The organism is Streptomyces sp. NPDC088116 (assembly GCF_044741745.1).
Lineage (GTDB): Bacteria > Actinomycetota > Actinomycetes > Streptomycetales > Streptomycetaceae > Streptomyces.
The window spans coordinates 132,044-154,633 of sequence record NZ_JBIUTF010000006.1 but is presented as its reverse complement, the minus strand read 5'-3'; the positions used below and the strand labels follow the sequence as shown (position 1 = coordinate 154,633).

19 protein-coding genes are annotated in these 22,590 nt (G+C 69.4%); 16 read left to right on the top strand and 3 right to left on the bottom strand.

Features of this window, described 5'->3' with window-relative positions; translation table 11 throughout:
• Window positions 1-214 precede the first annotated feature (214 nt).
• The 3 genes from ACIOJD_RS24245 (at window position 215) to ACIOJD_RS24235 (ending at window position 3,768) form a co-directional block, all read left to right on the top strand.
• Window positions 215-1,063 carry a hypothetical protein gene (locus ACIOJD_RS24245; RefSeq protein WP_401917333.1) on the top strand — a complete coding sequence of 283 codons (849 nt, stop codon included), beginning with the start codon at window positions 215-217 and terminating at the stop codon, window positions 1,061-1,063.
• A gap of 17 nt (window positions 1,064-1,080) precedes the next feature.
• Window positions 1,081-2,049, top strand: a complete 969-nt coding sequence (locus ACIOJD_RS24240) for a PstS family phosphate ABC transporter substrate-binding protein (protein WP_401917331.1) — start codon at window positions 1,081-1,083, stop codon at window positions 2,047-2,049.
• A gap of 165 nt (window positions 2,050-2,214) precedes the next feature.
• Window positions 2,215-3,768: a hypothetical protein gene (locus tag ACIOJD_RS24235; protein ID WP_401917330.1), complete on the top strand. Its 1,554-nt coding sequence runs from the start codon at window positions 2,215-2,217 to the stop codon at window positions 3,766-3,768.
• A 34-nt stretch (window positions 3,769-3,802) separates the two neighbouring features.
• Here ACIOJD_RS24235 and ACIOJD_RS24230 read toward each other — a convergent pair whose 3' ends face one another.
• Window positions 3,803-4,420: an RDD family protein gene (locus ACIOJD_RS24230; RefSeq protein ID WP_401917327.1), complete on the bottom strand. Its 618-nt coding sequence runs from the start codon at window positions 4,418-4,420 to the stop codon at window positions 3,803-3,805.
• A gap of 300 nt (window positions 4,421-4,720) precedes the next feature.
• On the opposite strand from ACIOJD_RS24230, the gene ACIOJD_RS24225 reads away from it, so the two are divergent.
• The 4 genes from ACIOJD_RS24225 to ACIOJD_RS24210 all read left to right on the top strand — a co-directional run bounded on the left by ACIOJD_RS24225 (window position 4,721) and on the right by ACIOJD_RS24210 (window position 8,033).
• The gene (locus tag ACIOJD_RS24225) at window positions 4,721-5,512 is read left to right on the top strand and encodes an SAM-dependent methyltransferase (protein ID WP_401917324.1); all 792 of its coding nucleotides are present in this window, start codon (window positions 4,721-4,723) and stop codon (window positions 5,510-5,512) included.
• Between the two features lie 182 nt (window positions 5,513-5,694).
• Window positions 5,695-6,384, top strand: a complete 690-nt coding sequence (locus ACIOJD_RS24220) for an epimerase (protein WP_401917323.1) — start codon at window positions 5,695-5,697, stop codon at window positions 6,382-6,384.
• A 227-nt stretch (window positions 6,385-6,611) separates the two neighbouring features.
• The gene (locus ACIOJD_RS24215) at window positions 6,612-7,358 is read left to right on the top strand and encodes a DUF4118 domain-containing protein (protein ID WP_401917320.1); all 747 of its coding nucleotides are present in this window, start codon (window positions 6,612-6,614) and stop codon (window positions 7,356-7,358) included.
• Between the two features lie 144 nt (window positions 7,359-7,502).
• Window positions 7,503-8,033: a hypothetical protein gene (locus ACIOJD_RS24210; protein WP_401917317.1), complete on the top strand. Its 531-nt coding sequence runs from the start codon at window positions 7,503-7,505 to the stop codon at window positions 8,031-8,033.
• A 138-nt stretch (window positions 8,034-8,171) separates the two neighbouring features.
• Here ACIOJD_RS24210 and ACIOJD_RS24205 read toward each other — a convergent pair whose 3' ends face one another.
• Entirely contained in the window at window positions 8,172-9,539 is a 1,368-nt protein-coding gene (locus ACIOJD_RS24205; RefSeq protein WP_401917314.1) for an FAD-dependent oxidoreductase, read from the bottom strand.
• A gap of 453 nt (window positions 9,540-9,992) precedes the next feature.
• On the opposite strand from ACIOJD_RS24205, the gene ACIOJD_RS24200 reads away from it, so the two are divergent.
• Entirely contained in the window at window positions 9,993-11,246 is a 1,254-nt protein-coding gene (locus ACIOJD_RS24200; RefSeq protein ID WP_401917312.1) for an MFS transporter, read from the top strand.
• Between the two features lie 82 nt (window positions 11,247-11,328).
• Here ACIOJD_RS24200 and ACIOJD_RS24195 read toward each other — a convergent pair whose 3' ends face one another.
• Complete coding sequence (locus ACIOJD_RS24195) at window positions 11,329-12,162, bottom strand: class I SAM-dependent methyltransferase (RefSeq protein ID WP_401917309.1); 834 nt, start codon at window positions 12,160-12,162, stop codon at window positions 11,329-11,331.
• Between the two features lie 303 nt (window positions 12,163-12,465).
• Here ACIOJD_RS24195 and ACIOJD_RS24190 point away from each other — a divergent pair, with 303 nt between their 5' ends.
• The 8 genes from ACIOJD_RS24190 to ACIOJD_RS24155 all read left to right on the top strand — a co-directional run bounded on the left by ACIOJD_RS24190 (window position 12,466) and on the right by ACIOJD_RS24155 (window position 22,573).
• Complete coding sequence (locus ACIOJD_RS24190; RefSeq protein WP_401917306.1) at window positions 12,466-14,415, top strand: RiPP maturation radical SAM C-methyltransferase; 1,950 nt, start codon at window positions 12,466-12,468, stop codon at window positions 14,413-14,415.
• A gap of 77 nt (window positions 14,416-14,492) precedes the next feature.
• Window positions 14,493-14,633 carry a bottromycin family RiPP peptide gene (gene botA, locus ACIOJD_RS24185; protein WP_401880328.1) on the top strand — a complete coding sequence of 47 codons (141 nt, stop codon included), beginning with the start codon at window positions 14,493-14,495 and terminating at the stop codon, window positions 14,631-14,633.
• An 85-nt stretch (window positions 14,634-14,718) separates the two neighbouring features.
• Window positions 14,719-15,903, top strand: a complete 1,185-nt coding sequence (locus ACIOJD_RS24180; RefSeq protein ID WP_401917303.1) for a YcaO-like family protein — start codon at window positions 14,719-14,721, stop codon at window positions 15,901-15,903.
• Window positions 15,821-17,158, top strand: coding sequence for a YcaO-like family protein (locus ACIOJD_RS24175; protein WP_401917300.1), 1,338 nt, complete (start codon window positions 15,821-15,823; stop codon window positions 17,156-17,158). Before ACIOJD_RS24180 ends, ACIOJD_RS24175 begins: the two co-directional genes overlap by 83 nt.
• On the top strand, window positions 17,155-19,062 hold the full coding sequence (locus tag ACIOJD_RS24170) for a RiPP maturation radical SAM C-methyltransferase (RefSeq protein WP_401917297.1): 1,908 nt from the start codon (window positions 17,155-17,157) through the stop codon (window positions 19,060-19,062). The genes ACIOJD_RS24175 and ACIOJD_RS24170 overlap by 4 nt, the downstream gene beginning before the upstream one ends.
• Window positions 19,049-19,891 carry an alpha/beta fold hydrolase gene (locus ACIOJD_RS24165; protein ID WP_401917294.1) on the top strand — a complete coding sequence of 281 codons (843 nt, stop codon included), beginning with the start codon at window positions 19,049-19,051 and terminating at the stop codon, window positions 19,889-19,891. Before ACIOJD_RS24170 ends, ACIOJD_RS24165 begins: the two co-directional genes overlap by 14 nt.
• Entirely contained in the window at window positions 19,888-21,327 is a 1,440-nt protein-coding gene (locus ACIOJD_RS24160) for an amidohydrolase (RefSeq protein ID WP_401917291.1), read from the top strand. The genes ACIOJD_RS24165 and ACIOJD_RS24160 overlap by 4 nt, the downstream gene beginning before the upstream one ends.
• Window positions 21,317-22,573 (top strand): cytochrome P450, encoded by a 1,257-nt coding sequence (locus tag ACIOJD_RS24155; RefSeq protein ID WP_401917288.1) that lies wholly within the window; start codon window positions 21,317-21,319, stop codon window positions 22,571-22,573. The genes ACIOJD_RS24160 and ACIOJD_RS24155 overlap by 11 nt, the downstream gene beginning before the upstream one ends.
• Window positions 22,574-22,590 lie beyond the last annotated feature (17 nt).

Sequence of the window (22,590 nt, the reverse complement as noted above, 5' to 3'; positions counted from 1 at the left end):
AAGGTGAGCGCATCCCCAACTAGCCCTTTTACAAGCTCCTATGGAAATGTTTCGAGCTCGGTGACCGCGCTGTCCGGCACCTTGCTTCGTCTTCACAAAGTGTCGAATTCCCCGAGTGGCCATCGCGCGGCGCGGCCCGATTCCCACGGGCGGGCCCACTTGTGCGACGCTCGTGCCCGCGAGCCTGTCGCTGATCGAAGGACACATGAGAACCGTGAGCAAGGATCTGGACGTCCCCCGGTACCACGACGCCTCCGGAGCCGCCCGTATCGCCGGAAGCCCCTACGGCGCGCCCCTCGTGGAGCGTCTCGCCGAGGCGGTCACCGCGCACCACCCGGAGTACCGGTACGCGACGAACCTGGTCAGCACCGAGGCCGCCGTACCGCTGCTCTGCTTCGGCGGGGCCCTGCTCTCCGTACTGACCAGGCCGTACAACCGCGACGAGCAGGTGCCCTTCAAGAAGATCGTCGGGGTCCCGCCCGCCACGGTCCGGATCGCCCGGATCACTCCTCTCGACATCTACGTCCACGAGAGCAACGACCTGGCCGCCTTGGAGCGGTCCGACACACCGCGCGTGTTCCTCTCCGGCGATCCGGCCGGCGATCTGGACCTCTGGTCCCAGCTGGGAGTCCAGGGCGCCCTCGCGGCTCAGCGCATCGACACCATCGCGTCGGCCGAGCACCGCCACTTCCTGAGCGGTGGTGTCAAGGCACTCGGCTCGGTCGAACAGGTCGTACGGCTGACGACCACCACCGCGACCGACCGGCAGACGCTCGACGCGCTGGCGGCGAACCCGGCCGGTATCGCCGTGGCCCCCGCCGGTCTCGAACGGGAGGGCGTACGCCCCGTGGGCCTCGCGGCGGCCTTCCCACGCCGGCTGCTGCTCGTCCTGCGCCGCCGCCGCGACGGCTTCGTCGAACCGGCCGCCGCGGAGCTGGCCCGTCACGCACTCTCCGAGGCGGGCCAGGCCGTCGCCGACGAACTGGCCCCGCGATTCGCCCGCCTCACCGACGACGACCTCGGCACTGCACGAGCCGAACTGGAAGGGAGGGAGGTCCGATGACGTCCCGGAAACCGCCCGTGTACCAACCCCGTCCGGTCCCGGTGCCGAAGGACCGGCCCTATCTGCTGCCCGACGGTGATGTGCTCTTCGTCGGCAACGACGGAATGGCGGCCCTGCTGGACGAGTTGAACGGTGTGTTCACCAAGGCCCACCCGGACATCCGTTTCCACGGGGTCTTCGAGGGCTCCTCGACCGGATTCCCCGCCCTGATCAGCGGAGCCACTCCGCTGACCGCCCTCTCGCGCGAGGTGTGGCCGGAGGATCTCGCCGCCTTCCGCGCCACCCACGGCTACGAGCCGCGCTCCATCACCTTCGGCTACTCGGGCCACGGCCCCCGGGACAACGGCCGCACCCCTCCGTCGATCTACACGCACAAGGACAATCCGCTGCCCGGCCTCACCCTGGAACAGGCCGTACGGCTCTTCTCCGACGGCCATACTGAGGGATCCCTCGTACGGTGGAGCCAGCTCGGTCTCGAAGGACGCTGGGCGGGGCGCCGAATCCACGCCTACCTTCCGGACGACGGCCTGGGCTTCGTCGGCGGTTTCCAGGCCCGCTTCTTCGACGGCCTGCCGGTCGCCACGCGAGCCGAGAACGTGGGCAGCAGGGAGAACGCGGTACTCGCCGTGGCCGACGACCCGTTCGGGATCTGCGTCGTCGGATGGTGCGCCGCCCGGGAGCTGACGGACCAGGTGCGCGAACTCCCGCTGGCCGCGGCGGACGGGGAGCCGTACCGCACGGCGTCGAAGGAGGACGTGGCCGCCGGGGCCTATCCGCTGTCGTACCCCCTCAATCTCTATCTGTGGGAGGACCCGGACGGCATCGATCCCCTCGCCTACGAGTACTGCCGCCTCGCCCTCTCCCGGCAGGGCCAGGAGGCCGTCGCGCGTCAGACGCCCACGGAGGAAGGGTATGTTCCGCTCTCGGCCGCCGACTTGGCTGTCCAGCGGGCGAAGCTGGAGAGCTGGGCCGGCGAAGTCGCGTGAGATCGGGGCCTGGGCGCCGTAACTCTCCAGAGGTCTGTCCCGATGGCTGAAACGCTCCTGTACGGCCCCGCTGTCCCCCCGGACCATCAGGGGATGGCATGCGAGGCCGGGCAGGGCCGGTGCCGCCGTGAGATCCCCGAGGCATCGGCCCACTGGAGGGCGGACATGGCCACTTCCCGTACGAGCGTGCTTTTACCCACTCCCGCCGCGCGCGGCGACCTGCACATGCCGACCGGTCGGACGCTCATGATCCACCCGCCCTACGTCCACGACAACTACCTCGCCCGGGACGCCCCCTTCGCCCCCGACCGGCTGCCCTTCCTGCCCGTCGCGCCGCTGTACGCCGCCGAGTTGCTGGAACGGCGCGGGATCGCCGACCCCAGCCTGTTCGACTGCCAGCTCGACGACCTGCGTGAGGCACCCGACCTGGAGGAGTACGACTCCTTCGGCATCGCGGTCATGGGCGCCCAGAACATCGCCCCGGCCGCCCACGTCTTTCAGTACCTCACCGCCGACCGCGGGCTTCCGCCCGGCCGCGTGCATATAGGCGGGCAGGGCATAGAACGGCTCTCCCGAGAAGAGTTCGAACGGATCTTTCCCGGCGCGCACAAGAGCGACCGGAACTCACTGGCCGCGTTTCCCGGGGCGATGGACATCGACCTGCGGAGCCAACTGGACAAGATCGGCGAGTCCGCCCTGCGCACCTACCTCGCGCACGAGATGACCCTGCCGTTCAGCCAGGGCTGCATCTTCGGGTGCAGCTTCTGCGGGGCACAGACACGGGCGCGTGAGACGTTCTTCAACGTCCGGGCCCACCTCGACGCCGCCTGCCGCCTCGCGGAACGCTTCGAGGTCCCCTCGCTCAACCTCTACTGCACCTCGCTGGACTTCTTCCAGCAGGCACTGCCGGGCGGCGACCTGGAACTGCTCACCAGACAACTCGAATCCGTCATCGAGACGAAGGAGCAGCATCCGGGCCTGAGCATCGGACTGCACGCCCTCACCCGCGCCGACTCCTACAACGCCGCGATGCGCTCGGACCATGTACGCGACCTGGTACTGCGGGCCGGCTTCAACCGCTTCGGCTTCGGCGCCGACGGCGCTGCCTCCGTGGAGGTGCTGCGCGCGATGCGCAAGCACGCCGACACCCTGCGCTCCGACTTGATCACAGCGTTTCAGCACATGGAGGAGAACGGTCTGGTTCCGGAGATCCTCTATGTGTTCGGCGTCCCCGAGGACACCGCGGAGACACTCGCCGAGACGCGCGCCCTGTGCGGCCTGCTCCTGGAGACGTTCCCGTCCTCGGAATACCGCGGCTTCCCCGCGAAGAACGAGATCCCCGGCAATGCCAACTGGAACCGCGCGGGCTGGAAGGGCTCACCGGCTCACAACCGCCTGCTCGATGAGCCCGACCAGTTCCTCAACCTCGGCTTCGAGACGCTCGCCAACGAAATCTCGCACGAGGACCCGGAGACGCGGCTCCTGGTGAACCACTACGCCGTCGACATGAGCCGGCACGCACACGAACTGGGCCGCGTCCGCAGCTACCTGACGCTCCCCGTCGCCACACCCGGCGCCCGGATCATGGACGAGGCCACGCTGGACGGTTTCCGCGAGATCGCCGCCCACTACGCGCCGGACGTGGCGGAGGGCCTGAACGCCGACAACCTCGCGGAGCGGCGCGCCGCCCTGAACTCGGCGATCCCGAAGGACTACTGAGGGCGGGCGGTGTCACGTCCGTCCCGGACAGGACCTACTTGTTGACCCTGACGACGACGGTGCTGCACACCTTGTCGGCGAAGGTCTGGTTCTTGTCGTCCCACAGCGGCCACAGCCAGCCGAGGTAGCAGGCGAAGCTGTCGAGCATATGGGCGAGCTTGCGGACGAAGGCCATGCCGAAGCCGAGCGTGCGACCGTCCGACTCCCGGTGGAGGCTGATCCCGACGACCTTCTTGCCGATCGTCTGGCCCGTGCTGCCTTCCTTGTAGAGCTGGAAGATGCCCATACCGAAGGCGTACAGCATGCCTACGACGCCGAGAACCCCCGGAGTGGACGGATCGGAACTGGTCGCGAGGTCGACGAAACCCACCGCGTACATGGGACCGGCGATGATCAGCGCGTCGAGGAGGGAAGCGCCCACACGCTGGCCCCAGTGGGCCAGCGGCGGCAGACCGCCACCCGGCATGCCCGGCGGCGGGTACGGGCTGTACGGCTGGGGTTGCTGCGGATAACCGGCCTGCTGCGGGTAACCGGGCTGCTGCGGATAGCCGTACTGCGGAGGCACGCCGGCAGGCGGCTGTTGCGGGTATCCATAACCGGGCTGGTTCTGCGGGGGCCGGCTGTACGGGTTGTTCGGGTCGCCAAAGCTCACGGCGAGTCCCTCCGGTTAATCGTGGTGAGGCGGTCCGAGCGGGGGAGATTCTCCATCTGCCCCGGCGCTACCGCGTTGTGCGAGACACATCGTGGTCGGGGAATCGAATTCTTGTCCAGTCGGTCTCAAAAGGAGTCGGGTGCGGGGACGCGCCGGGGCGCGAGGCCGTCGCCGGGCGCGTGGACGCGCATGCTCAACGCGCTCTCGCGAGTAGGCTGTTCGCCCGCCCGCTCGCCATACGTCAACGGGCGCCTCATCGTTGCTGGTTCATCGTCGCGACCGCCCACACAGGAGCGCCCCATGACCGCGGGTACATCGAAGCCGAAACCTCAGCTGGACACCAGCAAGCCGCATCCGGCACGGGTGTACGACTGGCTCTTGGGCGGCAAGGACAACTACGCGGTCGACCAGGCCGTCGGGCAGGCGATCCCGCCGGAGGCCAAGGGAAACGCCCGGCGGAACCGGGCGTTCATGCGGCGCGCCTCGGCCTGGGTGGCCCGGCAGGGCATCGATCAGTACCTTGACATCGGTACGGGAATCCCGACCGAGCCGAATCTGCATCAGATCGTCCAGGAGATCCTCCCGGAGTCGCGGATCGTCTACACGGACAACGATCCCATCGTCCTGCGCCACGCCGAGGCCCTGCTCATCAGCGCGCCGGAAGGCAGGACCGACTATGTCCAGGCGGATGTCCGCCGGCCACAGGAGATCCTCGACCACGCCCGCGGTTTACTGGACTTCAGCCGTCCCGTCGCGCTGTCCCTCATCGCGTTGATGCACTTCATACCCGACGAGGACGATCCGTACGGCATCACCCGCACACTGGTGGACGCGCTGCCCTCGGGCAGCTATCTGCTCCTCTCGCACACCACCTTCGACGAACACCCGCAGTACGAGGAAAAGGTCATGAAGGCGTACAGGGAGGGCGAGATCCCGCTGCGTATGCGCGACCATGCCGAGGTCGGGCGATTCTTCGACGGCCTCGAACTCACGCCTCCCGGGCTGGTGACGGCCACCCACTGGTACAAGGACGAGCCGGCGCCCGCGGACGAACTGAGCGGCTTCTACGCGGGTGTTGCCCGTATTCCCTAGCCAGGTCCAGGAGCCCGCTGTGGCGCCGCCATGTCACCTACGGGATCATGGGGCGTGTGCGGGACCCCCGGCGAACTCGGTGAGTTCGCTCCTGCCGCGTGCACCGCGGGAGTCGCGGGCGTCGCCGAGGTCACTGGTCCGGGAATTCACGAGCGGTACGGCGGAAAGCGGGAAACACAACAATGAAGGTGATCCTCTTCGGCGCGACCGGGATGGTCGGGCAGGGCGTCCTGCGCGAGTGTCTGCGCGACGGCGCGGTCGAGAGCGTCCTGGTGGTCGGCCGCACCACGGTCGGCGTCGAGCATCCGAAACTGCGCGAGATCCTCCACGCCGATCTGGCGGGCGTGATGGACCGGCCCGGGGCCGAAGCCGAGTTCTCCGGATACGACGCCTGCTTCTTCTGCCTCGGTGTCTCGTCGGCCGGCATGGCAGAAGAGGCGTACCGCCGGGTCACCTACGACCTCACCCTCACCGTGGCCCGTGCCCTGTCCTCCTGGAATAGGGGGCTCACCTTCGTCTACGTGTCCGGGCAGGGGACGGACACGTCCGAGCGGGGGCGGGTGGCCTGGGCCCGGATCAAGGGGAAGACCGAGAACGACCTGCTGGCGCTGGAGATGGACGCGTACATGTTCCGGCCGGGCTTTATCCAGCCGCTGCACGGGATCACGTCGAGGACGAGGCTGTACCGGGTTCTGTACGTGGTGGGCGCGCCGCTCTTCCCCGTACTGAGAAGGCTCGTTCCGGACCAGGTCACCACGACCGAGCGGCTGGGGCGGGCGATGATCGCGGTAGCCGGGGCCCCGGCCGGAGGCGGAGCCGGTGCCGCCTCCCGGGTGCTGGGCACGAAGGAGATCAACAGGGCCGCGGATTAGGGCCTGTCCGGTGGATCTTCGCGGGCCTTGACAGCGTCCTGCCATCAGGACGGTGTCAAGGCCCGCGGCGCCGGCGGAAGAGCCGCGTCAAGGTCTCCGCCCCCGCCGGTCCGGGCGGGGCCCCGGGTACACGATGGTGTCGTGGCCCCACGAAGGGGCCTGCCACCGGGACCGGCCGCCGAGGGCCCGACCGGCGGCCGGCGTACGAGCCGCTGCGAGGTGGACCCATGGGATACCCGCTCCGTGACCGCGTTGCCCTGGGTGCCGCGCTGGCGGCGCCTCTCGTGGTCGCTCTGCTGCTGGTGCCCTTCCGCGCGGGCCTGGCGAGCACGAATCTCGCGCTGATCCTGGTGGTGGTCGTGGTGGCCGTCGCCGCCATCGGGAACCGCGTCGCGGGCGCGCTCGCCGCGCTGTCGTCGGCCGTGTGGTTCGACTTCTTCCTCGCGCGGCCCTTCGAACGGTTCGCCATCACCGACCCGAACGACATCGCGACGGCCGTCCTGCTGCTGGCCGTGGGGCTCGCCGTATCGCAACTGGCCGCCCGTGCAAGGCGGTTGCATGTCGTCACCATGCTCGACGCCGGACTCCTCGCCCGGATCCACGACACGGCCGCACTCGCCCAGTCCGCCGGCTCTCCCGATGCCGTGGTCGACCAGGTCAGCCGTCATCTGGTCGAGATCCTGTGGCTGCGCGGGTGCCGTTTCGAGTACGGGAGTCTGCTCGGGCACCCCGCTCGGCTGGAGCAGGACGGCAGCGTCGTCCTCGACCGGAAGCCCTGGGACCTGGAGGAACTCGGCTGGCCCCACGGCGAGATCGAGCTGCGTGCCGCGCACAACGGCCGTTATGTGGGGCGGTTCATGCTCCGGCCCACTCCTGGGCTCGTTCCGTCCCGGCAGGTGCGGATGGTCGCGGTGACGCTCGCCGACGACGCGGGCGCGGCGCTCGACACCGCTGGACCGGTCCTGGACGGGTGACGGCTCGGCGGGCAGACACCGGGGGGTGCCGGCACCGTTCGACTCCGGCCTTTTCGGGCCGGTTCCCTTCGGAATCCGGAGCCGGGGTGGCCAAGGGGACGGCACTGCTTGGCTCGTACAGGTTCGTCGTCCATACTGCCGGACGTGGAGCAGCGCATAGATCCAAAAATCTGGCCCGAGTACGCCGTGGGGAAAGACCCGGCGTACGTCCCAGGCCTTGTGCCCCCCGTAGGGACAGAGAAGGACGATGTCCCTGAGGAGGCCGAGGACCGTACTGGCGACGCCGTCCCTCAGGATGTTCTCGCGGAGGACGCCCCGGAGGATGAGCCCGCCCCCGAGGAGGAAGGTGCTCTCGGCGCGGAGAAAGTGGAAGCGGCAGAGGTGCCGGAGGAGGGTGGCTCCGTCTTCGAGGCGGCCGACCGCCGCGGCTCGATCAGGGCGGACAGGAAGGGCATCCGATTCCGGCTGGACGACCAGGAGGCCGATTTCTGGTGGGACGAGATCGGTGCGGTCGAGGTGAAGCCCGCGCGATTCGGGCGCCGGCTCACGGTCACGGTGCATGTCTCGACCCGCCGGTGGTTCGACGCTGAGGTCGAGGCGGAGAGCAGGGCGCGTCTGAAGGAATGGACGTCGGAACTCGACGCAGTCCTGGACGTCTATTTCGAGGACGCCTGACCGGTTGTCCGACGGAACGGGGTCTGTCCGTACCGCGTTCGGCCGGTCGCGAGCACAGGGTGGCGCGACCGGCCGAACGTGTAGCACCAGGGCCTGTCGTGTGGATCTTGCCGGAGCCTCGGCCGCCGACGGCGTATCTCAGTCCTCGCCCGCGCTCGCCTCGAGCATCGCCTCACGGGCGACGATCTTCACGCGTTCGCGTTCCTGCGCGGCGCCGAGTGCCTTCTCGGCGGCGTCCAGACGCTGCCAGCCGTTCCACGTCGTGTATGCCACGCCCTTGTCCCGCAGGAACGTGGGTACCGCCTCTTCGCCGGGGACGGTGGGTTCGTGCAGCCGGCCGTTGCTGTGGTCGTCGAGCAGTTTGGCGACCGTCTCGTTGGCGTCGCCCTTGGTGTGCCCGATGAGCCCGACGGGACCCCGCTTGATCCACCCGGTCACATACGTCGACCGGAGGTGTTCGCCACCCTCGATGACCCGGCCGCCGTCGTTCGGCACGGTGCCGGACAGGAAGTCGAAGGGGAGCTTGGGGAGTTCGTCGGACAGGTAGCCGACCGCCCGGTAGACCGACTGGACGTCCCAGACACGGCTCTCGCCCGTACCGACGACGTTGCCCGTGCCGTCCAGCCGCGTCCGTTCGGTGCGCAGCCCCACGACCGCACCGTCCTCGCCGACGATTTCGGTGGGGGACTCGAAGAAGTGCAGGAACAGCTTGTGGGGCCGCTCGCCGACATCGCGGATCGCCCAGTTCTCCAGGGTGGAGGCGACCATGTTGACCTGCTTGTCGGCCCGGCGGGCGGCGATGCTGCCCTCGTCGTAGTCGATGTCCTCGGGGGCGACGACGACCTCGATGGTGGGGGAGTGGTCGAGTTCCCGCAGCTCCATCGGGGTGAACTTGGCCTGCGCGGGTCCGCGCCGCCCGAACACATGGACCTCGAGAGCCTTGTTGGCGGCCAGTCCCTCGTACACGTTCGCCGGGATTTCCGTGGGCAGCAGTTCGTCCGCGGTCTTCGCCAGGATGCGGGCCACGTCCAGGGCCACGTTGCCGACGCCGAGGACGGCCACCTTCTCCGCCTCGAGCGGCCAGGTGCGCGGCACGTCCGGGTGGCCGTCGTACCAGGAGACGAAGTCGGCCGCACCGTAGGACCCGTCGAGGTCCACGCCGGGTATGTCGAGCATCCGGTCGGCGCTCGCGCCGGTGGAGAAGATGACGGCGTCGTAGAACGCGCGCAGGTCGTCGAGGCTGATGTCCGACGGGTAGTCGACATTGCCGAAGAGCCGGATCTGAGGCTTGTCGAGTACCCGGTGGAGGGCGGTGACGATGCCCTTGATGCGGGGATGGTCGGGGGCGACGCCGTAGCGGATCAGCCCGAACGGCGCCGGTGCCCGCTCGAAGAGGTCGATGGAGACGCCGGGCTCGGCGGCTGCCTCGGACTTCAGCAGTGCGTCAGCGGCGTAGATCCCGGCGGGGCCGGCACCGACGATCGCGACCCGCAGGGGGCGAGGCATGACAAGTTCCCTTCGAGCGAGGTTCACCGGCAACCACACCGGTGAGAGCAACGGAAAGCGGCGACGCGCCGTAGTGACGCGTGCTGCGACAGCGTCTCATCCGTCAGCCTGGCAACAACAATCCGGTCCTGGTACCTGCCCTGGATCTATGACCTCATAAGCGCGGCTTATGAGGTGAGGCAGGATCGGCGCCGACGTGGGAGCGGACGCACGGTCGGACGTTCATGGCGTGCTTCGTGGTTGACGTGGACCGAGCGGCGGGTGAGTCGGCGAGTGAGGCCGGCATCGGGCGTCGACCTGGGGTTTCGAGTCCTCCGGCGGGGTGCGGCGGTGGTCGCGCCGGAGCGGGCCCGACGCCCCTCGGGTCGGACGGCGGCAGCCCCTTCATTCGTAAGCATGAAAATTCCGCCGACACGGCATAATTGCCTCTTCTTGACCTGAGAGACTGACCCGGTGCTGATCCGATACCTTCTCTCGCACGCGCTGTCCCTGTTCGGGAACACCGTCGCGGCGATCGCCCTGCCCTGGCTGGTGCTCGTACGCACCGGTGACGCCGCGGCGGCCGGCCTGATCGCGGCTGTGAGCGCGCTCCCCATGCTGGTGGCCGCCGTGGCCGGCGGAATCCTCATCGACCGGGTGGGCCGGCGTCGGCTGTCGGTGGGCGCCGACCTCGCCTCCGCCGCGTCCGTCGCCGCACTGCCGATCGTCGACCGGGCCACCGGGCTCACGATCGCATGGTTCATCGTCCTCGGTGTCGCCGGAGCGCTCTTCGACGTGCCGGGCATGACCGCGAGGGAGGCGCTGGCACCCGACGTCGCGGCCGCTGCCGGGGTCGGAATGGAACGGCTGGCCGGGCTGCGGGAGGGTATCGGCGGCGTAGTGGTGATCGTCGGTCCCGCCGTCGCCGGTGGGCTCCTCGCGGTCATCGACCCCACGACGGTGCTGTGGCTCACGGCAGGGTGCTCGGCCGCCGCCGCGCTCGTCACGGTGACGCTCCCCAAGGGCGTCGGCGGCCAGTCCGCGAGCCCGTCCGAGAAAAGTGGTGTCCGGGGCGATCTCGTACGAGGCCTCGGTGTGCTCCGCGGCGACCGTGTGCTCGGCACGATCACGCTGGTCTCGGCGGGAAGCGTGGCCGTCCTCGCGCCGCTGCAGAATCTTGTCCTGCCGGTCCACCTGGTGGCCAGGAACTCGCCCGGAGGCTTCGGCCTGGTTGTGTCCTTCCTGGCCGTGGGCGGGATCGCGGGGGCCAGTCTGTACGCGGCGGTAGGTGCCCGCTGGTCACGGCGTTCCGTCTTCGTGGCGGCACAGATCACGACCACCCTCGGCATCGTGGGGCTGGCCGTCCTCCCGCCGACCCCGCTGATGCTGGCGGCGGCGGCGCTCGCCGGGTTCGGATCCGGGCCCTTGCCCGCGCTGCTCCTCGTCCTGGTCACGGAACGCATCCCGGACGAGGTCCGGGGCCGGGTGCTGGGGCTCCAGAACGCCGCGACGATGACGGCGATTCCACTGGGGACACTGGGGGCCGGGCTGCTCGTCGAGTCGATCGGGCTCCGGCAGACGGGCATGCTCCTGGCGGTCGTCTGGGGAGTGATGGCGTCGGTGACGCTGCTCCTCCCGGCACTGCGACGGCTCGACAGCGCTCAGAAGGCCGAGACGGCCGACGCCGGTGAGGCCGGTCCCTCGGGGGCCGCGGTGGCCGGAAGGTGACATCGGGCTCTGGTCCCGGCCCGCCGGGACCGGAGCGTCTGGGGGAGAGTCCCGCCCGGCCCGCGACGCCTGCGGTGTGTTCCTACGAGCCGAAGGCGTACCGGGAGATGTGCCCGATCCGGCGCAGCACCGGGAGTCGCGAAAGGAACTCGACCTCGAACCGGAGCCGGAATCGGATGGCGCGCGGCAGGCGTTCCACATCGGCCCGATCGGCCGTGTCGAATGCCCTGGCCGCCTCGATCAGCCGCAGCCCCGGCACGGCACGCTCCAACTCGCGGGGATCGTCGATGCCCCAGTTGAGCCGGGCCCCGGTCTGCCGGAACACCGGCAGAGGCCGTGTCATCCGTACGGCGAACCGTGAGTACGAGTCGAAGACCATCTCGCCCTGCGGGAAGTATCCGACGAGATTCCGCAGCATGCGGGGTCCCTCGTCGGCGGGCAGATACATCGTGAGCCCTTCGGCCACCACCAGGACCGGGAGATCCCGGGGCACTTGGGTCAGCCAGTCGGCGTCGGTGACCGACGCGGCGATCGTACGGTGGCCCGGTCGCGGCGCGTAGAGCCGCGCACGCAGATCGATCACCTCCGGCTGGTCCACGTCGAACCAGTTCACCCCCGGACCGGGGGCGACCCGCTCCACCCGGCTGTCCAGGCCGCACCCCAGGTGCAGCACGGTGGCGTCCGGGTGGGCGGCGAGGAACTCCTGTGTACGGCGGTCGAGGAACCGGGCGCGCAGCGCGACGCCGATCGCGGTGGCCGACCGGATTCCCAGGCGGCTGAAGTCGTAGTCGAGACTGTCCAGCAGCTTGGCCGCGGTCGGATCGGCGAGCAGCGGGTGGGCGGACCGGGCGTCCACGGCGCGCGCGTAGAGAGGCGCGAGCAGCGTCTCCGCCGCTCCTGTCAGTGTGACCTTCATGGCACGTCCCCTCGACTCGAATCCGCGGGTTCGTCGGCGGTGTGTCCCGCGATTATCGCCAGGTAGAGTCGGCCCGCGCTATCGAACGGCGGCGCACATTATCTATTGCGTCAGCACCGGCCGATATTTATCAATTTCCGCCTGCTCGCGGTCGTTGTTTGGCAGGTCGGCGCCTCTTTAAATCATCCGGATAATATGAATATCAACTTTAAATCAACTTTGCGCCACTGTTCCATAAGCTTTACGCCAAGTTGAATGCGGTCTTGACGGCAATGCCGGGTCCGCCTCAGCATGGAGAAGTCCTTGCACTACGTCTCCGGGGGAGATGGTTCCGTGCTCAAGGTTCGAAACGTCTCTCTCGTGTCGATGCCGTGGAACAGTGTAATGCGGCCCTCTATTCAGGTGGGGACTCTGCGTTCTGTCGCCGAGGCCGAAGGCTGGCAGGTCGAATCGCACTACGCCTACCTCGATTTCTACGCCCTTGGGCAACAGATGCTCGGATTCGACCACGCGGACTGGGCGGATGCCTATGAACTGGTTTCCGAGAAGCTGTATCACCTGTCGGTAGGGGATTGGATCTACTCACTCCGGCATGGCGAATCCGGAGAACGCAAGGACTATTTCGATCTGTTGCGTTCCAAGCGTGTGGACGAGGCGACGATTTCGCTGATCGACGCGTTGCGTGAGGTCGCCGACCGGCATGTGGAGGAGACAACGGCGTCCCTGCTCGAAGCCGCGCCGGATGTCGTCGGGTTCACCACGATGTTCAGCCAGAACGGCGCGACGCTCGCGGTGGCCGACCGGCTGCGTGCCGGGGGGTTCAAGGGGGCGATCGTGCTCGGCGGCAGCAACTGCGAAGGGCCGATGGGGCGGGCGCTGTTGGCCAACTTTCCCGCGGTGGACGCCATCGTGGACGGACCGGGGGAGGAGGCGTTCGTCGCGCTGCTGAGGCAGGTGGCCGGGGAGGGGCCGCTGGGATCGGCGGGCCGGCTGATCACGAGGCGGGACAGTGCCCCCGCCCAGCAGGGCGACGGGCTCTCCGCGGATCTGCTGAGTGTTCCGATGCCGAATTACGACGGATTCTTCGAGCAGTTGCGGGCGGCCGGACTACAGAGGCTGGAAGCGGACATCAGCCTGCCGGTCGAGTTCTCCCGAGGCTGCTGGTGGGGCGCGAAGACCCATTGCACCTTCTGTGGTCTGAACGGGGCGACGCTGGGCTACCGCAGCAAGCATCCGGATTCGGTGGCCGGTGAACTCAGCCACCTCATGGACCGTTACGGTGTCCTCGATTTCTTCGCCGTCGACAATATCCTCGACCTCAAGTACCTGGAAACCGCGCTGCCCCAGGTCGAGGAGTTGCGTACGGATCATTCCCTGTTCTTCGAGGTGAAGGCGAACATGGAATGGGCCGACATCAGAGGAATGCGCCGGGCCGGCGTCCGCTCCGTACAGCCGGGCATCGAAAGCCTGAGCACCGAAGGACTGCGCGTACTGAAGAAAGGCGCCACCGCCTACCAGAACGTACGATTCCTGCTCGGCTGCGCCGAGTACGGGGTCCGGGCGGACTGGAACATCCTCACCGGCTATCCGAAGGAGACACCGGAGTCGATTCTCGCGCAGCTCGACCTCGTCGCGTCACTCTCGCACCTCACGCCACCGCACATCACGCTGATCCGGTTCGACCGGTTCAGCCCGTATGTGGAATCACCGGAGTCGTTCGGGCTCGAATTGTCGAGTCCCTTCCCCGGTTACCGGTACGCGTATCCCGATATGCCGGCGGAGGACCTCTGGAACATCGCCTACCATTTCGAGGGCGATTTCACCGATGACAGCCGTAATGCCGAGGTCAGACGGCGTTTGGCGGCCCGGGTGAGGCTATGGCGGACCCACCATGAGGCGGCCGGTTTCACCTATCGGCTGGGTTTCGCCTCTGTGGTCCTCAGCGACCGGCGCCCCGGACTTCCCCGCCAGGAGACCACTTTGCGCGGCGACGAGGCACAGCTGTTCCGGGCGGTCATCGGCGGCACCAGATTCCGCGACCTTCAAGCCCGGGGATGGGACGGGCCGCGATGGGAATCCGCGCTCGGCACCCTGCGGAGCTGGCAGCGCCGCCGATGGGTGTACGTCGAGGGGACGAAAGTCATCGCGCTCGCGGTCCGTCACCAGCCGTCCGCCTACCGTTCCCCGCCCGCCAAGGGCACCCCCAGACGTGCCCGCACCCCCGTGCCACTCACCCTCACCAGCCGCGACTGAAGGAGGTTGCCCGATTCCCGACGAACGCACCACGGCACGACGTTGAAGCACCGCCAACCAGCGAAAGGAAGATCACGATGGGCCCCGTAGTCGTATTCGACTGCATGACAGCGGATTTCCTCAACGACGACCCCAACAACGCCGAGCTGAGCGCACTCGAGTTGACCGAACTCGAGTCGTGGGGCACCTGGTCCGAGGACTCGGACCCGAGCGCCTGACGCCCCACCGCGCGTAGACGCCTGGAGAAGCAGGCGAAGCAGGAGAAGAGAGTCGGCGAGGCGGGCGTACCAGGAAGAAGGGACCATGACCGAGGCATCGGTGGCCAGTTGCGTGCTCCGGGACATCGCCTACCGTTCGTATCCGTCGGATCGAACGGTGACGGTCCGGTGCACGGTGGTGCCCGAATCGGGCACCGCGCCGGCCGATGGTTACGGGACCGCGAGGGCCGAGGCCGTCGCACGGAAGAAGGCGCTGTCCGAGGCCGTCGAACGGCTCGTGGCGTGCACGCCCTTCGCCCTGGTCGCCCGCCCGCCGACGGCACGAACCGGCCGGGGCACGACACCCCATCCGCTGTCGGACGGGGTGCGTACGGTGCCCGACGGCTGCCTCGTGCGCCGTTACCGCTCGCTCGGCGGAGGCTCCCCGGAGCAGGTGCCGATGTTCTGGTCGTCACCCTGGGTGGCCGGCCGGGAGCTGCGGTCGGCGCATCTCTCGGCGCAGGAGGCGCGCCTGTCCAGCACGATCGGGTGGGCCGTCGCGCCGTCTCCCGCCGAGGCCCTGCGCGGAGCCCTCTTCGAGCTGACCGAGCTGCTGAACTACGGCGCCTTTCTCTACCGGTGCCTGACCGGACCCCCGGGGCGCCCGTCCGACGACCGGTCCGGGCGCGGTTCCCGAGACCACGACGACACCGTCGTCCAGACCGTTCCCATCGATTTCGCCGCCCGGACGCCGACCGTCCTCGCCCTGTCGAGACGCGGTGGACGGCTGATGCCCGCCACCGGCGTCGGCTGCGCCTCCACCACGGCCGAGGCGACCGCCCGCGCCATGCTCGAACTCGCCCAGGCCGAAACGCTCTGGCGGTCCAACACGACCGCCGAGACGGCCGAGCGCTTCTTCGTACGCCGCTTCGACCGGTGGCCGTTGCTGCGGCGTTGCGTCACCCTCGACTTCGACCCGATACCCCATGCCGAGCCGCCCGGTGCCATGCCAGGTCCCTCCCCTCTGGAGGAGCTGGCGGCCAGATCCATCGCGACATGGGCCGACGCCGGTGCGATCGACATATCGGGTCCCGGCACCGAAGACACCCGCCTCTATTTCGCCCATGTGGTGTCACATCCGCAGCCGCTCCTGGGCCTTGTCCGCGCAGGCATTCCCGTCTTCGACACGGGGGAAGTGAGGAAGATCCTTGACCGATCACGTCGATCACGACCTTCTGACCGCAGCCCTTCTGAGCGGATCTCTCAAGGAGGACGTCCCGCCGGAACGTGAAACACCCATCGGGACGGCGCTCGCCGCCGTCGGCGACTGGCTGACCGCCGAGCGGCTGACACCCGACATCTGGAAATACGGCCTCGACAACGCGCCGACGTACGAGGTCCAACTGAAGGACGCCGACGGCAACTTGTGCTCGCGCAGCTCCGGCAAGGGCCTGGGGCACCGGAGCATGGCGAGCGCGCTCTTCGAGAGCGCCGAGCACTACCACCTCGACTGGCGCCGCGACCCCGGGGCCGGCGACGCCGTGTTCCTCCCCGGTCGTGAGATCGCCGGCCAGCCGACGGCGCGGCGGTCGGCGCTGTTGCAGCGGCTCGGCGACATCGCCCCGGACGCGCCGATCCTCGCCCGCGCCTACCGTCCCCTCGCCGCGGCCTTCGGCGAGCCCGTGGACGAGGCGGCCTCCCACCACCAGCCCGTCTTCCTCCGCGACGGCGGCTACCGCAACTGGCCGCATCCGGCCGACGACGGATCGTTCAAGACGCTCTGGCACTACACGTCCAGCGCCGGGTACGCGGCGGGGGCCACGCTCTTCGAGGCGCTCGTCCACGCGGTCAACGAGCTGATCGAGCGCGACGCATGGTCGTACCAGCTCGCTCGGTCGTACTTCGGTATGACCGGCGGCGACACCGGCCTGCGCGTCATCGACCAGGACAGTCTCCCCGCCGACCTGAAGGAGCTGGCCGACTGCGTGGAGACGGCGCGCGGAGCGCCGGTCCTCATCGTCTCGATCACCTGTGACACGGGTGTGCCCGCCTACGTGGTGTGCGACGCCGCGAGCCACGAGGACGTCCGGCTGATCGGCAGCGGAGCGTCGCCCGTACAGACCTACGCCCTGCAACGGGCGCTGCTCGAATACCTCCAGGTGCGCACCATGTTCGAGCACGGCCCCGTCGACCAGGACCGGGAGGCCAACCAGATCGTCACGGCGCTCAGCCGCTATCCCCGCCACCTCGCAGCGGCGCGCTTCGATGTCCACCGGCTCTCCCACGAGCGACACCCGTTCCGCGCCGACGAGGGACTACCGGTCACCGCGACGCCCGAGCAGCTCCTGCGACACCTCGTCGAGCAGCTGCGTGGTGTGGGCGTCGACGTCCACTACCGCGTCCTGACCAGGCCGGGCGCCATCACGGTCGTGGACGTGGTCGCCCCCGGGCTGGAGATGCTCGACAAGGCGCGCGCGGGCTACCCGGTGCTGCCCACCGGACGGCTCGGCGCGGTCCTGCGCCGGCAGAGGAGCGGGCAGCCATGAAGCTCGTCCTCGTAGCACCGCCGTGGAACAGCCTGTACCGCCCGTCGATCCAGATCGCCGCACTGGTGGCGTTGGGCACGGAGGAAAGCGGAGACCCGATCACGTCCGAATACGTCTACCTGGACTGGTTCGAGTTCGCCATCGAGTCGTTGGGTTGTGACCCGGCGCAGTTCGTCACCGTGTACGACACCATCGGCGAGGAGCTGTACGGTCTCGGCGTCGGCGACTGGATCTTCGGCGGTGCGCTTCCTCCCGTCGGCGACAGGGACGAGACGTCCACGCGTGACCGGTACGCGGCGTTCCTCCATGAGCGCGGTGTCTCCGCCGACCTGGTGACCTGCGTGCTTTCGCTGCGCGAGGCCGCTCCGCGCTTCACCGCGGCGCTCGCCGACCGTCTCGTCGAGACCGACGCCGACTGCTTCGGGTTCACCACATCGTTCAGCCAGCTGGTGCCAGCTCTGGCCATCGCCCACGCCATCAAGGAGCGGGCACCCGACCGGCTCGTCTTCCTCGGCGGCGCGAATTGCGACCGCCCGATGGGCGAGGCCGTGATGCGCGCCTATCCCTTCGTCGACGGAGTCGTGCAGGGCGAGGGAGAGGGGGCGGTGACCGCGATCAGTGCCGCCAGGAGCGCGGACGAGTTGGTGTCCGCCCCCGGGATCGTCCTGCGGGAACAGGGGACCCTGCGCGTCTCGCTGCCCGTGGTCCAGTCGGTCGAGGCCACACCCGTGCCCCGGTACGACGAGTACTTCCGCCGCCTGCGCCGGCTCCCCTGGAGCGACCTGATCACGCCCCATGTGGCGCTGCCCTTCCAGATGTCCCGGGGATGCTGGTGGGGCGAGAAAATGCAGTGCACCTTCTGCGGTGAGAACGGCAGCGGTATGCCCTACCGGAGCAAGCCGGGACGACAACTCGTACACATGATCAGAGAATTGACGGAAAGTCAGGGAATTCTCGACACCTACGCCGTCGACACGATCCTGGCCAGGAGCGACAACGGCCTGTCCGCGCTGGCCGATGCGGAGGTCGACATCACCACCTTCTTCGAAGTGAAGGCCAACCTGGGACCCAGAGAGCTGGGGGAACTGCGCGCGGCGGGCGTCACCATGGTGCAGCCCGGCATCGAAAGCCTCAGCACCGGCTCGCTGAAGCTGCTGCGCAAAGGCGCGACGGGCTTTCACAATCTGCGCTTCCTCGTCCTCTGCAAGGAGTTGGGCATCGACGCCCAGTGGAATCTGCTGTCCGCGATGCCGGGCGAGTCTCCCGGCATGTTGGAGGAGCAGCTCCGGCTGATCCCCTTCATCTCGCACCTGGCGCCACCGTCGACGGTGAGCAAGGTACGCGTCGACCGTTACAGCCCGTACTTCGAACAGCCCGCTGAATTCGGCATCGAGCTGCGCGGCCCCGAGAAGAAGTACGAGTTCATCCACCCCGGCAGGGACGAGGAGCGGACGGCGCTCGCCTACTCGTTCGAGCACGAGCAGACCGTCCAACAGGCCGACCACGAGACGATGCTGACCCTGCGCCGCCGCCTGGGCGCGCGGGTGGGGCTCTGGAAGAAGCTCCATGAACAGTCCCGATTCTCCTACCGGTTCGGGCCGGGCATCACCGTCGTCCACGACCACCGGCCCCATGTGGGCAGGGGCCGGCATGTATTGCGGGGGTGGGCCGACGAGCTGTTCCGCTCGCTCGTCCACGGCGGACGCGTGGGCCGGGCCATCGGCGTCGTCAGCGAGAAGACCGGCACGCCGGAGGCGGATGTGCGGAGCGGGTTGCGTGAGTGGACGGAGTGCGGCTGGGTCCACGTCGAGGGCATGCGCGCTCTGGTGCTCGCCGTACACGACAGCAGGCGCGACGAGTTGGGCCGCGCGGCCGAGCTGGGAGGCCGCAGTGCGCAGCGGTGACGGCGTCGGCGAACCGGAGCGCTTCGAGGCCGTGTCGAGCGACGGCACGCGTGTCCGCGGTGTCCGCAGACCCGGACCGGGCGAGACTCTCGTCCTCGTGCACGGCGTCGCGATGGACACGCGTATCTGGAGAGAATCGGGGTTCCTCGACGCCCTGCCGGACGTCGATGTCGTCGCACTCGACCTGCGGGGCCGTGGCGAGAGCGAGCACGTCGGCAGCGCCGCACGACACGCGGTGGACCGCTATGTCGAGGACGTCCAGGCGGTCCTCGACCTGTTCCCCCGGCAGCGGTACGGCGTGTTCGGCACCTACTTCGGCGGGCGCGTCGCCCTCCGGGCCGCCGCGGCGGACGCCCGGGTGACCCGGGCGTTCTCGTTCTGCGCGCACGGCGAGGCGGTCGACATCCCGGCCGGGGCCGTCGAGGAAGAGGCCTCGGCCATCGAGGGCCCGGACGGTCACGCCTACCTGCGTGACCACTTCACCGAGGTGGGCGCCCCGCCCTGGATGGTCGAGGCCTGCGACCGGGTCGATCAGGGCGAGCTGGCGGCGGCGACCCGTGGACTGCTGTACGGATCGGGCCGTGGTGTCGAGCGCCGCCACCACGCCCAGGATCTCGTGCTGGTCACCGCGGACGGTGACCCCGGCCTGGCCACGTTCCGTGCCAGCGAGAAGCGGCTCGGCGCACGGCTGTGGCTTGTCGACAGCCGGTCGAGGGTGCGGGCCGCCGCCCGGCTCGCGGAGGTCGGCCGCCGGGTGGCCGACACACTCGACACACCGTTCGACACCTCGCCCGACACGGCCCGCGAGGCCGGAACGGAGGCCGGATGACATCGGCCGAGGACGCCCTCTGGCAGCACCGGACGGGGTTGCTGCCCGCCGGTGTCCCGCTCGTCTCCGCCCTGGAGGAGATGGCGGGGCGCAGCCGTAGCCATGTCTTCCGCGCCATCGGACTGATCGATGTGACGACCGGGGACGTCTCGCCACCGCGCGACCTGGAGGTGGTCGACGGGACGGTCGTCGGCTGGAGCCCGACGCGGCCCGTCGACGGGCGGGCCACGCCGTACGCGTGGTTCGCTGCGCCGGGATTCGTCGACGCCCACGCCCATGTGTCGTCGGTCTCCGACCTGGTCGGCCTCCTCGTGTACGGAGTGACCGCGTACCGCCAGATGTGGGGGGAGCCCGCACACCGTTACACGGCGGGTGTGTACCGGGCCCGGCATGCCGTCGTACCACGGCCGTGGGTCGCGACCGGGGTGGTCGACGGCCCACGCTCCCGGGTGCCGCACGCGGCCACGATCGTGGACGGCACCCGGGCGGTACGGCAGGTGATCGACGAGGCGATCGCGTTCGGGTTCGACGGGATCAAGGTCTATGACGATCTCGAGGAGCCGGTGTTCGCGAACCTGGCCGGTGAGGCGGAACGCGCGGGTCTCCCCGTCGTCGGGCATGTACCGGAGCGGGTTCCGCTCGATCTGGCGCGCCACGGCATGAGGTCGACCGAGCACCTCTACGGCATCGTGCCGAACGTGTTCCGGCTGCCCCCGGCCGAGCGCTGGCGCGCCCTGGCCCGGGAGCTGGGCCGCAACGAAGGCGAGACGTACGCCGTCGCGGCTGACTTCGCCGGTCATTTCGTGTGCCCGACGCTCACCGCCTGGCGGGCACGGACCGGGGAACGCCGCTTCACCAGGCCGTCGGGAGTGACCATCCAGGCGGCGACCCCCAGCCGGCGCGGGGCATGGACCAGCGCCGCTCGGGACGCCCTCAGGACCGACCGCCCCGAGGCGAGGGAGCGCAGCGCACTGGTGGACCGGCTCGGACGTATCGCCCGCGTGCTCGCCGACGAGGGCGCACGGCTGCTCGTCGGCACCGACTGCGGGAACCCGTTCGTCGTGGCCGGGCCCTCGTACCACAAGGAGTTGGCCGAGCTCTCCCGGGCGGGGCTCGGCCTCGGCGCGATCCTGCGGGCGGCCACCGTCGACGCCCACGAGGCCATGGGGTGGGGCGACCCGCCCGGCGACGCGTCCGCCGTGGGCCGGGCGAACCTGGTCTTCTACCGTCGGCCTCCCGTCGAGGGCGTCGGCGCCCTCGCCCGGCCCGACGGCGTGATGGCCGACGGCGTCTTCCTCGACGGGGACGACCTCGACCACCTCTGGGGCCTGCGGCTCGCTGCGGCGGGACTCGACGCCCGCGCATGGCCCCGGGGCGAACTTGATCCGCCGGTCACCGGCGCTCAACGCGAGAAGGAGACTGCTGGTGCAGGCTGACAACTGTCCCGAGGCGACGCGGACGACAGGCGTGACGGGGACGCCCCTGGCACCGGGGCGCGCCGAGGCGGAGGCCGTCGACTTCGAGTTCTTCAACGCGCCCGCGGAGTACCGCCGGGTGGCGGCCGAGCACGCCCGCGACGGCGCGTTCTACAGCGGTCAGGGCGCCGGGTTCTGGGTGCTCACCACCTACGACGCCATCTGCGAGGCTTTCAAGGACGAGGACCAGTTCACCGTCGGGCGTGTCAGCGCCGCCGAGGGCGCCGAGGAGGAGCGCTGGATCCCGCTGACCGTCGAAGGCGGCCCGCACGCGGAGTGGCGCAGGAAGCTGGCCGCGTGGTTCACGCCCGGCCGGGTGCGCGAACTGGAGCCGTTGATCCGCCGGAACGCCCGGAAGCGCATCGAGGGGTTCGTCGAGCGCGGCGAGGTGTCGTTCAACGAGGACTTCGCCCGGCCCTATGTGCTGGAGAACCTGATGACGGCCGTCGGCTGGCCCGTCGAGGACCTCGACCACCTCCTCCGGATCAACCGCGCGATGATCGCGGCACGGTCCGCCCCCGACCCGCGAGAGGCCTCCTACTCCGACCTGGGCCTCCCGGCGCTCGAAAAGTACGTCCGTGAACACGTCGGGCGTCGGCATGCCGAGCCCGCCGACGACCTCACCACCGCGACGTTCACCTGGGAGGTCGATGGCGCCCCCGTCACCGACGAGGACCGGGTCTCGCTGCTGTCCGTGCTCTTCCTCGCCGGGGTCGACTCCACCGTCAACCACATGGCCAACGCCGTACAGCACCTCGCGTGCCACGACGAGGACCGGCAGCGGTACCTCGCCGAGCGGGACGTCCGGCCGGCGGCGGTGGAGGAGTTCCTCCGGGCGTTCTCCTGCATGTACCCCGGGCGGATGGCCGCGCGTGACGGGGCGGGCAGCGTCGCCGACCGGGGGCAGACGGTGCTTCTGCCGCTCGCCCTCGCCAATCACGATCCCGACGTCTTCCCCGAGCCGGGGCGGATCGACTTCGACCGGGAGCGGAACCCGCACATCGCGTTCGGCACCGGACACCACCAGTGCCTGGGCGCCGCCTTCGCGCGGACCCAGATCCTCACGGCCATGGACGAGTGGCACGCGCGCATCCCCCGGTACGGGCTGCCGGAGGCGTCCGAGCGGTCGGCGGCCCGAACCGGAGGGGCCGACCCGTCGGAGCCGCCGTTCCTGCGCAACGCCTACGACCTGAGGCTCGTCTGGTGAGCGCGCCATGAGTGGAG

Coding starts and splice junctions, on each gene's coding strand:
- ACIOJD_RS24235 (WP_401917330.1), top strand. CDS start 2,215: ATGGCCACTTCCCGTACGAGCGTGCTTTTACCCACTCCCGCCGCGCGC.
- ACIOJD_RS24225 (WP_401917324.1), top strand. CDS start 4,721: ATGACCGCGGGTACATCGAAGCCGAAACCTCAGCTGGACACCAGCAAG.
- ACIOJD_RS24220 (WP_401917323.1), top strand. CDS start 5,695: ATGAAGGTGATCCTCTTCGGCGCGACCGGGATGGTCGGGCAGGGCGTC.
- ACIOJD_RS24215 (WP_401917320.1), top strand. CDS start 6,612: ATGGGATACCCGCTCCGTGACCGCGTTGCCCTGGGTGCCGCGCTGGCG.
- ACIOJD_RS24205 (WP_401917314.1), bottom strand. CDS start 9,539: ATGCCTCGCCCCCTGCGGGTCGCGATCGTCGGTGCCGGCCCCGCCGGG.
- ACIOJD_RS24195 (WP_401917309.1), bottom strand. CDS start 12,162: ATGAAGGTCACACTGACAGGAGCGGCGGAGACGCTGCTCGCGCCTCTC.
- botA (WP_401880328.1), top strand. CDS start 14,493: ATGGGCCCCGTAGTCGTATTCGACTGCATGACAGCGGATTTCCTCAAC.
- ACIOJD_RS24180 (WP_401917303.1), top strand. CDS start 14,719: ATGACCGAGGCATCGGTGGCCAGTTGCGTGCTCCGGGACATCGCCTAC.
- ACIOJD_RS24170 (WP_401917297.1), top strand. CDS start 17,155: ATGAAGCTCGTCCTCGTAGCACCGCCGTGGAACAGCCTGTACCGCCCG.
- ACIOJD_RS24160 (WP_401917291.1), top strand. CDS start 19,888: ATGACATCGGCCGAGGACGCCCTCTGGCAGCACCGGACGGGGTTGCTG.